Raw genomic sequence first — 16,193 nt, forward strand, 5'->3', positions numbered from 1 at the left:
TTCTTGACATACTGGTTGTTTTGTTCAGTTTTCAAAGAGCAAATTTCTTTTTTTAGCGCAACTTTTACATTGTATCACTTGCATTAAAACTTGTCAATGATTTCATTGCGTAAAATTTGAGAGATGAACTCTGTCGAATTAGCTTATAACCAACAACTTCATCACTGGAATAAATATTATAGCATGTATCCCATTAATCGTCAATAGTCTATTTTTTTTGCCAAAAAACAATAACACTTTTTTTGACAGCAAAAAATATTATATATTTGTAACAGAAAAAAGTCAATCCTTTTTTCTGTTACATTTTTCAGCTGCTAACGTCACCTTTCCATTCAAGCATTCCACCAGCCATATTATAAACCCTATATCCATTATCTTGTAGAAATGAAGCAGCTTTCATACTTCTTCTTCCAGAACGGCATACCATTACGTAATCTTTGGATTTATCTAATTTATTTACAGCTTCAGGAATCTCTTGTAGCGGAATATGTTTTGCCTGTTCAATCTTTCCTTGAGCTACTTCTTCATCTTCCCTAACATCTATAACTTCTATATTTTTATCGTTTTCCAGTTTTTCTTCCACTTCTTGGGGGCTTAATTCTTGAATTGTATTCATCTAGAACCACTCCTTAACTAGTACATTCAATTTTAATAATAAGCTGTAGAAGGATAACATGCAACTTTCCTACACACACTAATAATAACAAACGATAATGGAGAGGTACATGATGAAAAAAATAATAGTAAGTATATGTTCGCTATGGATCATTTGTGCATTAAATCCATTGGTTTCACAAGCAGCAGAACAAAAACCAATACAGATTAAAACATACCATGCAGACGTTAATGGGGATGGTCAAAATGAAAAAATCCAACTAAAGGGCATCTTATTTTCTCCCGACTCCAATTTTTATCGGGAAATTTGGACAGAAATCACAAATAAACAAAAGGAAGGCTGGAAAATAAATTATGCTGGTGGAGGTTATGATCCAACTTTACAAATGATTGACTTGAATCACGACAACAAAAAAGATATCTTTTATCAAAGTGCAACTGGGGGGAGTGGAGGACTTTACAATTATCAGTTAAATACAATTTCTCAAGGTCAGCTTAAAGAAAATCCACTTCCGGAGCAAGCCTATTTGAGTGGGACTTTTGAAGATAATTTTAACGTTATCATTAAACTAACCCCAACAGATAAACCGATTACGATTGATGTTCAGAATCGTGCTGAAGATTATATCAGACTTGGCATATACGATAAAAACGGTAATTTACTTGAATCTCATAAATCTGTCATGATTGACCCAATTGCCTTTTTTGAACCAGTATTAATTAGTAAAAGTAAAGGATACGGATTAAAAAGTTATCAACAAATTAGTGGAGCTTACCATGCAGATAGGTTAGGTACAGTTGAAACCACCTGGTATTATGAGAATGGAGAATGGATTATTTTACAAACGAAATGGATACCATCTACTTAAAAATCGAATGTGCTATAAAAAGATCTCTTCGTATCCGAAGAGATCTTTTTATTAATTCGCTACAATATTAACTAATTTCCCAGGAATTACAATTACTTTTCGTACCGTTTTTCCTTCTATTAATTCTTGAATCTTTTCATTTTCTAGTGCTATTTTTTCCAACTCTTCTTTGGTGGTATCTTTCGCAATACTCACCTTTGCCCTTACTTTCCCCATAATTTGTATAACTACTTCCACTTCATCTTCAACAAGTTTACTTTCATCATATGTTGGCCAAGCTTCGAAACTGATTGTTTCCGAATGACCAAGTATTCTCCACAGCTCTTCTGTTACGTGAGGTGCTATCGGTGAAAGCATCTTAACAAAACCTTCTATATAATCTTTTGGTAATTTTTCTGCTTTGTAACCTTCATTAATAAATACCATCATTTGTGAGATCGCCGTATTAAAATGTAAATGATTAAAATCATCGGTAACTTTTTTCACCGTTTCATGGTAAATCTTATCTAACCCATTAATTTCCTCATCCACAATTTTATCAGATTGTTGCCCATCATCTGATACAATTAATCGCCACACACGGTCCAAGAATCGCCTCGCTCCGTCTAGTCCGTTTTCAGACCATGCAACAGATGCATCAAGTGGACCCATAAACATCTCATATAATCGTAAAGTGTCAGCACCATGGGACTCAATAATATCATCTGGGTTAACGACATTCCCTTTTGATTTGCTCATTTTTTCATTACCTTCACCAAGAATCATTCCTTGATTAAATAATTTCATAAACGGTTCTTTAGTAGGCACAACACCAATATCATACAAGAATTTATGCCAGAAACGAGCATACAATAAATGGAGCACCGCATGTTCGGCACCACCGATATAAATGTCAACTGGCAACCACTCTTTTAATGCCTTGGGATCTGCAATTTGGTCTGGGTTAGTTGGATCAATATAACGCAAGAAGTACCAGCAGCTTCCTGCCCACTGTGGCATTGTATTTGTTTCTCTTCTTCCCTTCATTCCTGTTTTAGGATCAACCACATGAATCCAATCACTATTTGCCAATGGTGATTCTCCATTTCCTGATGGTTTAATATTATCCATCTCTGGCAATTCAAGGGGTAATTCCTCTTCAGGAACTGCAGTCATTGTATCATCTTCCCAGTGAATAATTGGGATGGGTTCACCCCAATATCTTTGACGTGCAAATAGCCAATCACGAAGACGATAGGTAACTTTCTTTGTCCCATTCTCTGTTTCCTCTAGCCAATCAATCATTTTTATGATGGCCGCCTTTTTATCCATGCCATTAAGGAAATCTGAATTAACATGTTCGCCGTCTCCAATATACGCTTCATTGGAAATATCGCCACCAGCAACTACTTCAATGATGGGGAGTTCAAATTTAACAGCAAACTCATAATCTCGTTCATCATGTGCAGGAACCGCCATGATTGCTCCAGATCCATAACTCATTAATACATAGTCAGCAATCCAAATTGGCATTTTTTCTTGATTAACTGGATTAATCGCATAAGCCCCAGTAAAAACGCCTGTTTTTTCTTTCGCTAAATCAGTTCTTTCTAAATCTGACTTGGTCTGAATCTCATTCATATAACTTTCTACAGCTATTTTCTGTTCTGCCGTTACGATTTTTTCCACTAACGGATGTTCAGGAGCTAGTACTGCATACGTTGCACCGAAAAGCGTATCTGGTCTTGTCGTAAATACCGTAAACATTTCATCCGTATTATCAACTGTAAACTGTACTTCAGCGCCTTCTGATCTCCCAATCCAATTGCGTTGCATATCTTTCAAACTTTCCGGCCAATCCAGTTCATCTAAGTCTTCAAGTAAGCGGTCTGCATAAGCAGTAATTTTTAACATCCACTGTTTCATAGGTTTACGAATAACCGGGTGGCCACCCCGCTCACTTTTTCCATCAATAACTTCCTCATTAGCAAGCACCGTTCCTAATGCAGGGCACCAGTTAACCGCAACTTCATCCATGTAGGCTAGACCCTCTTCATAAAGCTTTGTGAAAATCCACTGTGTCCACTTATAATAATTCGGATCCATCGTACTAATTTCACGATCCCAATCATAGGAGAATCCGAGTGCCTGAATTTGCCTTTTAAAGATTTCAATATTTTTCTTTGTGAATTCTTCTGGACTGTTCCCAGTATCAATTGCATATTGTTCTGCTGGCAGGCCAAAAGCATCCCACCCCATTGGGTGAAGCACTTCGTATCCTTGCATCCGTTTCATTCTTGAAATTATATCTGTAGCAGTATAACCCTCTGGGTGACCTACATGCAAGCCTGATCCAGAAGGATATGGAAACATGTCAAGTGCATACACTTTTTCTTTCTCTGAAAAGGTATCAGTCTTAAACGTTTTATTTTCTAACCAGTACTCCTGCCATTTCTTTTCAATTTGCTGATGATGAAAACTCATATCAGTTCCTCCTTATCACAAACAAAAATTTATAAAAAAAAGCCACCCATCCCATAAAGGGACGAGAAGCTATTATTCCCGCGGTACCACCCAGCTTAATGCAACTACATGCATTCTCTCCTAATCCATAACGTGGATAAATCGGCAGAAACTACATATCACTTCTGCAACGTTCAAGGCGAGTTCATAATTATTCAGGTACAGTTTTCACCAACCACTGTCTCTCTTTACCTGTAGGGAATTATTACTATTCCTCTGCATTGTCGTTATCCTATATGATGTATATCGAATTTTAATGAATTGTAATCGCTTTGTCAAGACAATAACGATATCTTCTGGTAAAATAAGTCTAACCACTATCCAAAAGGAGTATACGATGTTACAAGGAATATTACATTATGCCCATTATTTACTGGAGGGCTCCATTGATAAAAATGAAACAGTAATAGATGCTACATGCGGTAATGGAAACGACACGTTATTTTTGAGTAACGTTGTTGGTAAAAACGGGCATGTGCTTGCATTTGATATTCAGGATGATGCCATAATCGCTACGAAACAGAAACTCGAAGAAAATAATCGAACAAATGTATCAGTAATACAAGATAGCCATGCAAATCTACAAGCGTATATCCCGACGAATGAATTTTTAATAGGCGGAGCAGTATTTAATCTTGGATATCTTCCTAAAAGCGATAAAAGCATTGTCACAAAAGGCCAATCTACCATAAATGCCATTAATACGATCTTACAATATTTGAAAACGAGTGGTTTAATTGTTTTAGTCGTCTATCATGGACATGAAGGCGGCGAAGAAGAAAAACAAATTGTTTTAAAGCATGTAATGAAGCTAAACCAACGTAAATATCATGTGTTACGATACGGCTTTATAAACCAAAGAAACAACCCTCCATTTATTATAGCAATCCAAAAGCGCTAAGATTAGGTATTTGTTTCCGTAGACTATCTATTTTGATATAGACCAGAATTACGAATTTTTTTATACATATAATAAAGTTTTGTATTCAAATAAAAAAACAAAGAAGCTCCTCCACTAGCTTTTAGCATTCTCTTTTTGACCATACTTCCATTTTCCAATTCTTTTACCTTTTCGTCGCCTAAATATAGTCCAATTAAGCCTTTTACGACCATTTTATGGAATGAAGCGTCTGGTAAAACTGTCGTTTGCTTAAGCGCTTGATTTACAAAATACTCAAAACGATCAAGCATGATCCTTTGATTAGCATAATAACTGCAAAAGTTCAAATCTTTCTCTGTCACATCCTCATGCTGATCAATATAGTAATCCAACAAGATATGCAACCCTTGTATGTATGGAAAGTAACCATTAGTAATAGCGCCGGTCATCTCGTCATTTATTCTACCTGCTAACGCATAACATACTAAACTGTATATCCCAAGTGTTGATCCAGTAGCTGCCGAAAATTCATACCATTGTAATGAGTAGTCATTCTTGATATCTGACCATCTTTTCAACCGTATTTCTCTTTTATTCGGAACCACATGTTTATGTACTTGTAAATCTTCATAAAGTCCTTCCAACCATAATAAATTATCTTGAAATACAGCTAGGTTATCCAAGCTAGCTATAACCTCTCTACAAGTTTGTACGAGCTCCTGCAAGTATCCATTATCATCCTTATATTGGATTAGGCTGTAATAATTAGTTGAGTAATCTGTGAGTGTCAATGCATCTCTCATTGATGTATGTAACATCCGAAAACCTGCAGAATCCATAGACGTACTTCGATCACATAAGTTATCAAGGTAATCACTTATTGTTTGATATGCTACAACAAATCGAACTGCACTCTCCCACTTTTCTTCAGCAAGTAAAGCAAAAACAGATCCTCCCTGACAGTGAAATCGTTTTGAAGTTATACTTGCTAATGCTTGTGTTCTTAATTCATCATCCGGAATAGCAGCTGCTCGTGTTTGCCAATAGCTCAATTCCTTATTTACCTGCGGAAAAATTTTTGTATATACAGTGAACATTAATTTACTGGGGGAGTGAAGAACATGATGCTTAATCAACTCGCTGCCTCCGATCTACGATACTACATGTTATATTTGGTATACTATTTATATCATCATATTTTCCAGGAGGATTCAAATGATACATCCATATAAAGACTTTTATCCAATTATTCATGAATCTGTGTTTGTAGCACCCGATGCAATGATAATAGGCGATGTTACAATTGGTGAAGAATCAAGTATTTGGTTTAAGACGGTCATTCGAGGGGACGTAGCTCCGGTAAGAATTGGAAAACGCATAAGTATTCAAGACCTATCTATGCTTCATCAAAGTCCAAACCAACCACTAATTATTGAGGACGACGTAACTGTAGGACATCAGGTAACGCTCCATTCTGCTATTATTCGAAACAAAGCATTAATCGGCATGGGTTCTATCATCTTAGACGGAGCAGAAATAGGTGAGAATGCTTTTATTGGTGCAGGAAGTTTAGTCTCCCCTGGTAAGAAAATACCAGAAAATGTACTGGCACTCGGTCGTCCCGCTAAAGTAATACGAGAACTAACCGAAGCAGATTACAAGGAAATGGAACGTGTTAGAACGTCCTACGTGGAAAAAGGAAAAAGATACAAACAGGTATTTGATCAGTAAAATTTTTTTACTGTATTTAAATGAGGCGCAACGAATTTATTCACTGAAATAGTAATGGAAACAAAATAAGAGAACAGGCAATCACCATTGTTGTCTAGAGATTGCCTGTCTAATTCAAAAGACTAAAATTGGATAGAAACCCAATTTATGATGAAATTAAAACCGATTTCTCACCATCTTCATTCCTAATCTTTTTCTCTAAGATCGTACCAACTCTTTCTCTTGTTCTCTCTTTTTAATTTCATGCATATCCAATTTACCTTCCACAAAGTTTTGATGCCATACCATAAACATTAGAACTGTCCATATCTTTCTACTATAGTCTGCCTTTCCCTGGCAGTGTGCATGTAATAATTCTAAAATATAACCCTTATGCAGCAAATGGTCCGTTTCGCTCTCTCGAATAAGTTGTTTTGCCCAACCATTTAATTCATTTTTCAACCAGTGACGTATCGGAACTGGAAACCCTAATTTTTTCCGGTCTAATACATGGTCAGGAATAATCCCTCTGGATGCTTCTCTTAGTATTTGTTTCGTTGTTCCATTAGCAATTTTCATATCAACAGGAAGTTGCCTAGCAACTTGGAAGACTTCCTTATCCAAGAAAGGGACGCGTAACTCTAGAGAGTTTGCCATTGTAACTCGGTCTGCTTTTAATAAAATATCTCCACGCATCCATGTATGAATATCGACATATTGCATTTGGTTAACAGATGGATAGTCCCTAACGTGATCAAATAATTTCCTAGTAATTTGTTGATACCCTAACTGCTCATTATAACTTTTGAGTAGCTTTTCTTTCTCCTCTGCTTCAAACATCTTGGCATTTCCAATATAGCGTTCACGTAAAGGGGTTGTACCTCGATCGAGAAAACTCTTGCCTTTCACCCCTTCGGGTAACACCGTTGAAACTTTTGCAAGCAATTCTTTTACTGGAGTTGGAATGGCTTCAAATACCTTTAAGGATTCTGGTTCGCGATAGATATTATATCCTCCAAATAATTCATCGGACCCCTCTCCAGATAGAACTACTTTCACATGTTTCCGTGCCTCTTCAGAAACAAAATAAAGAGGTACACAAGAAGGATCAGCTAATGGATCATCCATGTGCCACATAATAAGTGGAAGATTTTTAATATATGCTTCCGGTGTAATGGTTGTGGATATATTCTCCACATTTAATTTATCCGCAGTTTCTTTCGCAACGTCAATTTCAGAATATCCCTCTCGTTCGAAACCGACGGAAAACGTCTTTATTCTTGGGTTTATCGTTTTTGCTATAGAAACAATTAACGTTGAGTCAATTCCACCAGATAAAAACGACCCTACTGGCACATCACTACGCATATGGACATCTACTGAATCGTACATAACATCTTGAATCTGTTCAATCCAATCTTGTTTCGATCTATTCATTGGCTGAAAAGAGGCATGCCAATATCTTGTAAACATGATCGGTTGTGCTGGTTTTTTCTTAAAATAATGACCAGGTTCCACCTTGTGTATACCCTTAGACATTGTCATTGGTTCTGGAACATATTGAAAGCTTAAATAATGCTGTAAAGCATCTTGATCTACTTCTTCTTTTTCCAACATTAATGCGATACTTTTCTTCTCCGAAGCAAAACTCATCCCTCTATCATTTTCATAATAGAAAAGGGGTTTAATTCCAAATGGATCTCTGGCACCATACAATTCTTCATTTAGTTTATCCCAAATTAAAATCGCAAACATTCCTCTTAGTAATTGAAATGCCTCTTCTTTATATTTAGTAAATAAAGCTGCAATTACTTCAGTGTCGGAATTCGTCTCGAAATGATAACCTTCATTTACTAGTTCCTGCCTTAACTCTAAGTAATTATATATTTCACCATTAAAAACCATCCATATTTGTTCATCATGATAACTTAATGGTTGTGTACCACTTTCGATATCAATAATACTTAGTCTCCGAAACCCAAACGACATATAGGAATCAAAATAGTATCCTTCGTCATCTGGTCCGCGATGCGTTATTATATTATTTTGTTCTTTGAAGTTAGCTATTTCTTGAGCTGATCTTTCCATTGGTTCATCAAATAGCATTCCGATAAAACCACACATAACATAAACCTTCTCTCGTCAATTATAAACGTATCACCCTGAGCTGTAACCCATTTGTAACAAAACCGAAATGATACAGTAATATTCTAACACGGAGATAGGTAAACTTCTATCATTTTTCACCCTTTTTTTCTATATAATCCCAACTTGTCTGGTAAGATATTCACTGTAAATAGGTGATATACCTTAGGTTTTAACACACACGATATCAAAAAAAGAGCTTCCCCAGCTTGAAATGAGAAAACTCTTTTGTCATTCTTCTATCATTTTTTAAAATTGTTTTAAAAGCGCGTTTAATTCATCAACTTTGTCGGTTTTTTCCCACGGGAATTGGATATCGGTTCTGCCGAAATGACCATATGCTGCAGTATTCTTAAAGATTGGTTTTTGTAGATCAAGCATACGAATTATACCAGCTGGACGTAAATCAAATAGTTTTCTTACAGCTTTTACTAGTTTTTCTTCATCGACTACTCCTGATCCAAATGTATTAATCGAAATTGAGACAGGCTCTGCCACACCAATCGCATATGCTAATTGTACTTCACATGATTTCGCTAAACCCGCTGCAACAATATTCTTAGCAACATACCTAGCTGCATAAGCGGCAGATCGGTCTACTTTGGTGGAATCTTTACCACTAAATGCTCCTCCACCGTGCCGTGCATATCCCCCATACGTATCTACAATAATTTTACGCCCTGTTAAACCTGCATCTCCTTGTGGTCCACCAATCACAAAACGACCAGTAGGATTAATAAAGTACTTTGTCTTATCATCAAGCAGTTTCTTTGGTACAACAGGCCGAATGACATGTTCAATTAAATCTTTTTCAATTTGTTCTGTTGTCAGATCTTGGTGATGTTGTGTAGAGATTACAATTGTATCAATTCTTACCGGCTCATCCGCCTCATCATATTCAATGGTCACCTGAGTTTTCCCATCCGGTCGTAAATAATCTAATGTTTTATCTTTTCTAACATCAGCTAAGCGCTTAGCTAACTTATGTGCTAACGAAATCGGTAAAGGCATTAACTCTTCGGTTTCATCGCAAGCAAAACCAAACATCAATCCTTGATCTCCGGCGCCAATAGCTGCAATTTCTTCATCACTCATCGTTCCTTGACGCGCCTCTAAAGCAGTATCTACACCTCCTGCAATATCTGGCGATTGTTCATCAATTGCAGTTAACACAGCACAGGTATCGGCATCAAATCCAAATTTTGCTCGAGTATACCCTATTTCTTTAATGGTTTTCCTTACTATTGCAGGAATATCAACATATGTTGTTGTCGTGATTTCTCCAGCTACAAGTACTAGCCCAGTCGTCACGGTCGTTTCACATGCAACACGTGCATAAGGATCTGTTTTTAATATTTCGTCTAATATTGCATCTGAAATTTGGTCAGATATTTTATCAGGATGGCCTTCTGTTACAGATTCAGAAGTAAATAAACGACGATTAGCAGCCATGTTGCTAAATCCTCCTTTTACATATCAGTTACGGAACTCTATTTATCAATTATGCTCATTCAGTATTAAAGGTTCTAAAGAAAACAAAAAAAACCCTTCCTACTATACATGAGGAAAGGATTGTCCCGCCTTTCGCTCTTATTGTTCAAGGAGATGTTCCTTGCATCAGATTAGCACCTTTTCACCATTGTGATGGTTGCTGGGTTTCATCGGGTCTGTCCCTCCACCAACTCTGAATAAGAGAGTATCCGTTCGAAGTTTAGCTTATCGAAAGAAAACGTTTGTGTCAACTACTTTCGTCGTATTGTCTATCGATTTTTACTTATAATAAAAGGAAAAGAAGTAATTTGCTGTCATGATTCAACATTATAGGATAATTGAATAAAATTATTATATATTTAGTATGGACTATTTTTATTAATGTGTTATACTAATAAACATATTCAACATGATAAGGTCGTTTAGGTTTCGACGTTGATACAATCTTACTAAAAGGCAGGTAGTTAATATGAAAATGGTGGAAAAACCTTTGGTTAATGAATTATATACCCATAATCATTTACAAACCAACTTAACAGTACCACAACTTATTGAACGTATTTTAGATAGAGAAGAAGGGATGCTTACAGCAACTGGTGCTGTTCAAGCTACAACAGGTAAGTATACAGGACGCTCTCCTAGGGATAAATTTATTGTAAGTGATGAAGTGAGTGAAAAGAATGTTGATTGGGGTACAGTTAATCAGTCTATCGAAGAACAAGTTTTTGACAAATTGTATCGCAAAGTAATTAATTATTTACAAGACAAAAAAGAGCTTTTTCAGTTCAAAGGATTTGCCGGTGCAGATCATGATTATCGGCTTCCAATACAAGTAATCAATGAATATGCATGGCATAATTTATTCGCCCGACAACTTTTTATAACCCCGACAGCTGAAGAATTATTAAATCATCAACCTGCGTTTACAGTAGTTTCAGCTCCTACTTTTAAAGCAAACCCTGAGCAAGACGGAACAAATTCAGAAGCTTTTATTTTCGTTTCTTTTAAAAAAAGGGTTATTCTAATTGGTGGAACCGAATACGCAGGAGAAATTAAGAAATCCATTTTCTCCGTCATGAATTATCTGCTTCCCCAACAAAATGTGTTATCTATGCATTGTTCTGCCAATGTAGGTAAAGAAGGAGACGTTGCTTTATTCTTTGGATTATCTGGCACAGGAAAAACAACGTTATCAGCTGATCCATATCGTCGTTTAATTGGTGATGATGAACATGGCTGGGGTCCAAACGGTGTATTCAATATTGAGGGTGGCTGTTATGCGAAATGTATCAATTTATCTAAAGAAAAAGAACCGCAAATATTTGATGCCATTCGTTTTGGTTCCGTTTTAGAAAATGTCATTGTTGATAAAGCCCGAATTCCGAATTACAATGACACATCATTAACTGAAAACACAAGAGCAGCATACCCAATTGAGAATATTGATAACATTGCCATCCCTAGCATGGCTGGCCATCCGAATACGATTATCTTTCTAACTGCTGATGCATCTGGTACCTTGCCGCCAATCAGTAAGCTAACAAAAGAACAAGCAATGTATCATTTTCTTAGCGGTTACACGAGCAAACTTGCTGGTACTGAAAGAGGCGTTACTGAGCCGCAAGCAACGTTTTCAGCTTGTTTTGGCTCTCCATTTTTACCATTAGTTCCATCTACGTATGCAAGAATGTTAGGAGAAAAAATAGATGCATATCAATCAAATGTCTTCCTAGTGAATACTGGTTGGACTGGAGGATCGTATGGTGTTGGAAAACGAATGAAACTTTCCTATACACGAGCAATGATACATGCTGCGTTAGAAGGCGAATTAAATTCTGTTGAGACAACCAAAGACAGTATTTTTGGTTTGGAAATTCCCATGCAAGTACCGGGAGTACCCGATGAAGTATTAATTCCAATAAATACGTGGAAAGACAAAGCGGCCTACAAAGAGGCTGCGCAATCTTTGGCTATGAAATTCCATAAAAATTTTGAGAAGTTCACGGAAGCAAGTAGCGATATTGTGCAAGCAGGTCCAATGTATCAAGGAAAGTAATTGTTTCCTCATCCCAAAAAGGATTTATTATATATGAGTGAAAAGTGTTCAGCTATAGATTGCTGATGACCGATCTCTGAAATGAGATCGGTTTTTTTATATAGGCATTCACACATTTTCACAACTCCTCATAAACTGTGTTGACATACAAATATTTAGAAGGAGTCGTGCAACATGAAGAAGATAAAACGTATAATGCTCCTTTCCTGTGGGTTCCTACTTTTTCTAACAGCATGTAATAACCAGGAGGAAACTACAATAAAATTAGCCGAAGTAACACGTTCGCTATTTTATGCTCCGCAATATGTAGCTTTAGAGAAAGGGTTCTTTAAAGAGGCAGGTCTTAATGTGGAATTACAAACAACTTGGGGTGGAGATAAAACAATGACGGCATTATTATCTGATGGAGCAGATGTAGCTTTAGTAGGCTCTGAAACTTCCATCTATGTTTATGCTCAAGATTCGAAGGACTATGCTGTTAATTTTGCCCAATTAACACAAACTGACGGAACCTTTTTAGTAGCCAAAGAACCAAAACCCAATTTCACTTGGGAGGATATTAAAGGAACCACTTTTCTCGGTCAACGCAAAGGCGGAATGCCCCAAATGGTTGGTGAATTCGTTTTAAAGCAACATGATATTAATCCTCAAACTGACCTCGATCTACAACAGAATATAGAATTTGCTAATATACCTGGTGCATTCGTATCTGGAGATGCAGAATATGTGCAATTATTTGAACCTACTGCAAGTACATTCGAAAAAGAAGGGAAAGGACATATCGTGGCTTCATTTGGAGAAGAATCAGGGCATGTCCCATACACTGTTTTTATGGCAAAACAGAGCTTTTTAAAAGAAAATGATGCAGAAATTGAGAAATTTACGAAAGCAGTTTATAAAGCGCAACAGTGGGTTGAAGCACATAGCGCTAAAGAGATTGCTCAAGTTATACAGCCTTACTTCGAAGACACGGATGTAGAAATGCTTGCTGCTTCTATTGATCGTTATAAAAGTCAAGGGTCATTTGCTACAGACCCGATATTAGATGAGTCAGAATGGAGTAACCTAAAAGATATTATGCAAGAAGCTGGTGAACTGCCTGCAGATGTACCTTATACAGATCTTGTGAATACAAAGATCGCTGAAGAAGTTATTGGTAATAAGGAGTGAGCAATATGTCATTTCTAACCTTAGAAAATGTCTCCCATCATTATTTTTCAAAAGCAAACTTCACCAAAGCATTAGACGATATATCTTTCTCTATTCAAGAAGGTGAATTTGTCGCATTATTGGGTCCTAGTGGTTGTGGTAAATCGACGATCTTATCAATTATTGCAGGAATTATAAAACAAACACAAGGCAAAATACGCTTACAAGAGAAACCGATTGATTTGACAACAGCCAATATCGGCTACATGTTGCAACAAGACTACTTATTTCCATGGAAAACCATCATTGACAATGTTTTACTTGGCCCTAAAATCGCAAACAATGTTACAGAAAACACCAAAGAAAAAGCAACAGCCTTATTAAATGAAGTAGGTTTACCTAATATAGCATCCGCTTACCCAAGCTCTCTTTCTGGAGGGATGCGGCAACGTGTAGCATTAGTAAGAACATTAATTAATGATCCAAAACTGTTACTTCTTGATGAGCCATTCTCAGCATTGGATTATCAAACAAAGCTAAAATTAGAACAATTGGTAGCAAACTTATTGGCAACCTATCATAAAACCGCTGTGCTTGTAACGCATGATATTGGTGAAGCAATAGCGATGAGTGATCGAATTTTTGTTATGGATGCTAATCCAGGAGTTATTTCAAAAATCTTTGAGGTTCCGATTGAAATAAGAAATGAAGCCCCTTTACTTGTGCGTAAACACCCAAAATATCAAATTTTGTTTGATAAAGTATGGGAAGAATTAGATAAAAAAGAGCAATTACCAAACGAAGAGGTGGTGTCTACGAATCATGAAGCGAAATAATGATCAGCAGCTCTTCCAAGCTTATTTACAACATGTAAAACGCGAGAATAGAATTGTATATATATGGCAAATTAGTATACTTATTACGTTTATTCTTCTATGGGAGGTTGCCAGTCGCTTCTATTGGATTGATCCATTATTATTTAGTTCGCCAACAACCATCTTTCAAGTAGTTATAAACAAATTAAGTGATGGATCCATGTTAAATCATCTCCAAGTAACCCTACTCGAAACCATCGCCGGTTTTCTCCTTGGTACAATTTTTGGGATTGTATTAGCTATTTCCTTATGGACTTCTAAACGCTTTTCAAGCGTAATGGATCCGTATTTAGTTATTATGAATGCAATGCCAAAAGTTGCTTTAGGGCCGATAATCATTGTAGCTATGGGGCCTGGGTATATCTCCATCATCACAATGGGAGCTATTATTTCAGTGATCATTACAGCATTGGTTGTATATTCAGCGTTCAATGAAGTTGATCCAAATTATGAAAAAGTATTAAAGAGTTTAGGAGCGAGCAAAGGGCAAATTTTTAAAAATGCTATTTTCCCAGCTACCTTACCGGCAATGATATCAACATTAAAAGTAAATGTTGGATTATCTTGGGTTGGCGTAGTTGTCGGTGAATTTCTTGTATCAAAACAAGGGCTTGGTTATTTAATTATTTATGGATTTCAAGTATTTGATTTTTCATTAGTTATGGCTAGTTTAGTATTAATCGCCATTTTTGCTGCCATCATGTATAAAATCGTAGAACGCATCGAAGTCTGGCTTATTAAGCACTCCACCTCCTAATTAATTCGCGAAAAAAATCGCCTTATCGGTGAAAGTACTTCAGTGATCACTCGTACATTGAAGTTTCACACAATAAGGCGATTTTAAAAATGTTTGTAAATATATTGAATACAGTGTTCTAATACATCATCTTTCATAATAAAACTATAACCATTTTGATGTTTTACATTTAACGGAATATTATCTACGATAACCGGACCATCTGTTTCAAAATACGAATCCTGAGGTTCTAATGCATGTATGGAAGCAAAGTAGACATTTTTAATTACGTTTTCTCTTTTGCCTGCAACAAAATATTGTCCAATATACGTTAAGGTATCGATTAGCCCTCCTGTTTCTTCTTTAACTTCTCGTATGGCAGCTTGTTCTGGGGTTTCCCCCTTTTCCACTTTACCTCCTGGAAATTCCAACCCTCTGTCTTTATGCTTCGTTAACAACCAATTATCTTGATATTTGCAAACGACCCATACGTGCATCGGATTTACTGAAAAAGGTAAATAGTCGAAGGATAATTTAATTTCATTATTGTAGTAATCTTTGAATGTGTACATATGTTCAACGCCTTTTACTTCATATATTAGCTATGTTTGATATTAGTTATTTTCCAGCTTCCCTGAAAAGTAAATTCAATTTCAATGATATAATTACCGTATAGGTTGTTCTTATTTTCTTGTACGACGGTTACTTGCTGATCATTTTTTTGAATCATACGATATTCCTCTTCATCCGAAAACCATGGCGGAGTACTTGTTGGCATCATAAATAGACCTTTTTGGCCTTCTTTGTAATAATAGTCTACATAAGGTTTAGCAGCATCCCTAGTAGCTATATTATGAAATGCACGTAAGAGTTCTTCTTTCGTCCCAAATGCTTCTACCTGGTACTCGGAATCAGTTTCTTGGACAAGCAAGTCCATGAATTGATTCGTACGTTTAATTATTGTATCATGACTTAACGTTTCTTTCGATTTTTCTTCATTCTTGTCCGGTGTTTCATTTATATTGGCATTAGCAGAAACATGCTCGTCTATAATAAAACTAATGAAGAAAATGGTCATGATGCTCATTACGAATACACCAGCATGTTTTAATAGTTGAACTCTTTTCACAGTAAAGCCCTCCTTATATGAATATGTATAATCTAC

The 16,193-nt window shown here is 36.3% G+C and carries 14 protein-coding genes, 1 riboswitch and 1 other annotated feature; of the genes, 7 read left to right on the forward strand and 7 right to left on the reverse strand.

Annotated features, from left to right (window positions below; genetic code table 11):
* Window positions 1-307: 307 nt before the first annotated feature.
* Window positions 308-616 carry a rhodanese-like domain-containing protein gene (locus M948_RS23885; RefSeq protein ID WP_021288864.1) on the reverse strand — a complete coding sequence of 103 codons (309 nt, stop codon included), beginning with the start codon at window positions 614-616 and terminating at the stop codon, window positions 308-310.
* Between the two features lie 109 nt (window positions 617-725).
* Between M948_RS23885 and M948_RS23890 the strand changes: the two genes are divergently transcribed.
* Window positions 726-1,484 (forward strand): hypothetical protein, encoded by a 759-nt coding sequence (locus tag M948_RS23890; protein WP_031334930.1) that lies wholly within the window; start codon window positions 726-728, stop codon window positions 1,482-1,484.
* 51 nt (window positions 1,485-1,535) lie between these two features.
* Here the strand turns inward: M948_RS23890 and leuS are convergent, their stop codons facing one another.
* Window positions 1,536-3,947 carry a leucine--tRNA ligase gene (gene leuS, locus M948_RS23895; protein ID WP_021288866.1) on the reverse strand — a complete coding sequence of 804 codons (2,412 nt, stop codon included), beginning with the start codon at window positions 3,945-3,947 and terminating at the stop codon, window positions 1,536-1,538.
* A gap of 54 nt (window positions 3,948-4,001) precedes the next feature.
* Window positions 4,002-4,217 (reverse strand) — a binding site (T-box leader).
* Window positions 4,218-4,323: 106 nt separating this feature from the next.
* On the opposite strand from leuS, the gene M948_RS23900 reads away from it, so the two are divergent.
* Complete coding sequence (locus tag M948_RS23900) at window positions 4,324-4,887, forward strand: tRNA (mnm(5)s(2)U34)-methyltransferase (RefSeq protein ID WP_021288867.1); 564 nt, start codon at window positions 4,324-4,326, stop codon at window positions 4,885-4,887.
* Between the two features lie 23 nt (window positions 4,888-4,910).
* Here the strand turns inward: M948_RS23900 and M948_RS23905 are convergent, their stop codons facing one another.
* Window positions 4,911-6,002, reverse strand: coding sequence for a tetraprenyl-beta-curcumene synthase family protein (locus tag M948_RS23905; RefSeq protein WP_021288868.1), 1,092 nt, complete (start codon window positions 6,000-6,002; stop codon window positions 4,911-4,913).
* 79 nt (window positions 6,003-6,081) lie between these two features.
* On the opposite strand from M948_RS23905, the gene M948_RS23910 reads away from it, so the two are divergent.
* On the forward strand, window positions 6,082-6,597 hold the full coding sequence (locus M948_RS23910; RefSeq protein ID WP_021288869.1) for a gamma carbonic anhydrase: 516 nt from the start codon (window positions 6,082-6,084) through the stop codon (window positions 6,595-6,597).
* A gap of 198 nt (window positions 6,598-6,795) precedes the next feature.
* On the opposite strand, the gene asnB is transcribed toward M948_RS23910, so the two are convergent.
* Entirely contained in the window at window positions 6,796-8,700 is a 1,905-nt protein-coding gene (gene asnB, locus M948_RS23915) for an asparagine synthase (glutamine-hydrolyzing) (RefSeq protein WP_021288870.1), read from the reverse strand.
* A 270-nt stretch (window positions 8,701-8,970) separates the two neighbouring features.
* Window positions 8,971-10,173 carry a methionine adenosyltransferase gene (gene metK, locus M948_RS23920; protein WP_021288871.1) on the reverse strand — a complete coding sequence of 401 codons (1,203 nt, stop codon included), beginning with the start codon at window positions 10,171-10,173 and terminating at the stop codon, window positions 8,971-8,973.
* A gap of 135 nt (window positions 10,174-10,308) precedes the next feature.
* Window positions 10,309-10,416: riboswitch (SAM riboswitch) on the reverse strand.
* A gap of 265 nt (window positions 10,417-10,681) precedes the next feature.
* Here metK and pckA point away from each other — a divergent pair.
* The 4 genes from pckA to M948_RS23940 all read left to right on the forward strand — a co-directional run bounded on the left by pckA (window position 10,682) and on the right by M948_RS23940 (window position 15,049).
* On the forward strand, window positions 10,682-12,268 hold the full coding sequence (gene pckA, locus M948_RS23925) for a phosphoenolpyruvate carboxykinase (ATP) (RefSeq protein ID WP_021288872.1): 1,587 nt from the start codon (window positions 10,682-10,684) through the stop codon (window positions 12,266-12,268).
* 174 nt (window positions 12,269-12,442) lie between these two features.
* The gene (locus tag M948_RS23930) at window positions 12,443-13,438 is read left to right on the forward strand and encodes an ABC transporter substrate-binding protein (protein ID WP_021288873.1); all 996 of its coding nucleotides are present in this window, start codon (window positions 12,443-12,445) and stop codon (window positions 13,436-13,438) included.
* A gap of 5 nt (window positions 13,439-13,443) precedes the next feature.
* A complete protein-coding gene (locus M948_RS23935; protein ID WP_021288874.1) occupies window positions 13,444-14,253 on the forward strand; it encodes an ABC transporter ATP-binding protein in 810 nt (269 codons plus the stop codon).
* Window positions 14,240-15,049, forward strand: coding sequence for an ABC transporter permease (locus M948_RS23940; RefSeq protein ID WP_021288875.1), 810 nt, complete (start codon window positions 14,240-14,242; stop codon window positions 15,047-15,049). The genes M948_RS23935 and M948_RS23940 overlap by 14 nt, the downstream gene beginning before the upstream one ends.
* A gap of 83 nt (window positions 15,050-15,132) precedes the next feature.
* On the opposite strand, the gene ytkD is transcribed toward M948_RS23940, so the two are convergent.
* Both ytkD and M948_RS23950 read right to left on the reverse strand, forming a co-directional pair.
* Window positions 15,133-15,600: an RNA deprotection pyrophosphohydrolase gene (ytkD, locus tag M948_RS23945; protein ID WP_021288876.1), complete on the reverse strand. Its 468-nt coding sequence runs from the start codon at window positions 15,598-15,600 to the stop codon at window positions 15,133-15,135.
* Window positions 15,601-15,626: 26 nt separating this feature from the next.
* Window positions 15,627-16,157: a hypothetical protein gene (locus M948_RS23950; RefSeq protein WP_021288877.1), complete on the reverse strand. Its 531-nt coding sequence runs from the start codon at window positions 16,155-16,157 to the stop codon at window positions 15,627-15,629.
* Window positions 16,158-16,193: the final 36 nt, after the last annotated feature.

Source organism: Virgibacillus sp. CM-4 (genome assembly GCF_000445495.1).
Classification (GTDB): Bacteria; Bacillota; Bacilli; order Bacillales; family Amphibacillaceae; genus Virgibacillus; species Virgibacillus salexigens.

What these genes read in the sequence shown, in the direction of transcription:
- M948_RS23885 (WP_021288864.1), bottom strand. Translation starts at nt 616, where the DNA reads ATGAATACAATTCAAGAATTAAGCCCCCAAGAAGTGGAAGAAAAACTG.
- M948_RS23890 (WP_031334930.1), top strand. Translation starts at nt 726, where the DNA reads ATGATGAAAAAAATAATAGTAAGTATATGTTCGCTATGGATCATTTGT.
- leuS (WP_021288866.1), bottom strand. Translation starts at nt 3,947, where the DNA reads ATGAGTTTTCATCATCAGCAAATTGAAAAGAAATGGCAGGAGTACTGG.
- M948_RS23900 (WP_021288867.1), top strand. Translation starts at nt 4,324, where the DNA reads ATGTTACAAGGAATATTACATTATGCCCATTATTTACTGGAGGGCTCC.
- M948_RS23910 (WP_021288869.1), top strand. Translation starts at nt 6,082, where the DNA reads ATGATACATCCATATAAAGACTTTTATCCAATTATTCATGAATCTGTG.
- asnB (WP_021288870.1), bottom strand. Translation starts at nt 8,700, where the DNA reads ATGTGTGGTTTTATCGGAATGCTATTTGATGAACCAATGGAAAGATCA.
- metK (WP_021288871.1), bottom strand. Translation starts at nt 10,173, where the DNA reads ATGGCTGCTAATCGTCGTTTATTTACTTCTGAATCTGTAACAGAAGGC.
- pckA (WP_021288872.1), top strand. Translation starts at nt 10,682, where the DNA reads ATGAAAATGGTGGAAAAACCTTTGGTTAATGAATTATATACCCATAAT.
- M948_RS23930 (WP_021288873.1), top strand. Translation starts at nt 12,443, where the DNA reads ATGAAGAAGATAAAACGTATAATGCTCCTTTCCTGTGGGTTCCTACTT.
- M948_RS23935 (WP_021288874.1), top strand. Translation starts at nt 13,444, where the DNA reads ATGTCATTTCTAACCTTAGAAAATGTCTCCCATCATTATTTTTCAAAA.
- M948_RS23940 (WP_021288875.1), top strand. Translation starts at nt 14,240, where the DNA reads ATGAAGCGAAATAATGATCAGCAGCTCTTCCAAGCTTATTTACAACAT.
- ytkD (WP_021288876.1), bottom strand. Translation starts at nt 15,600, where the DNA reads ATGTACACATTCAAAGATTACTACAATAATGAAATTAAATTATCCTTC.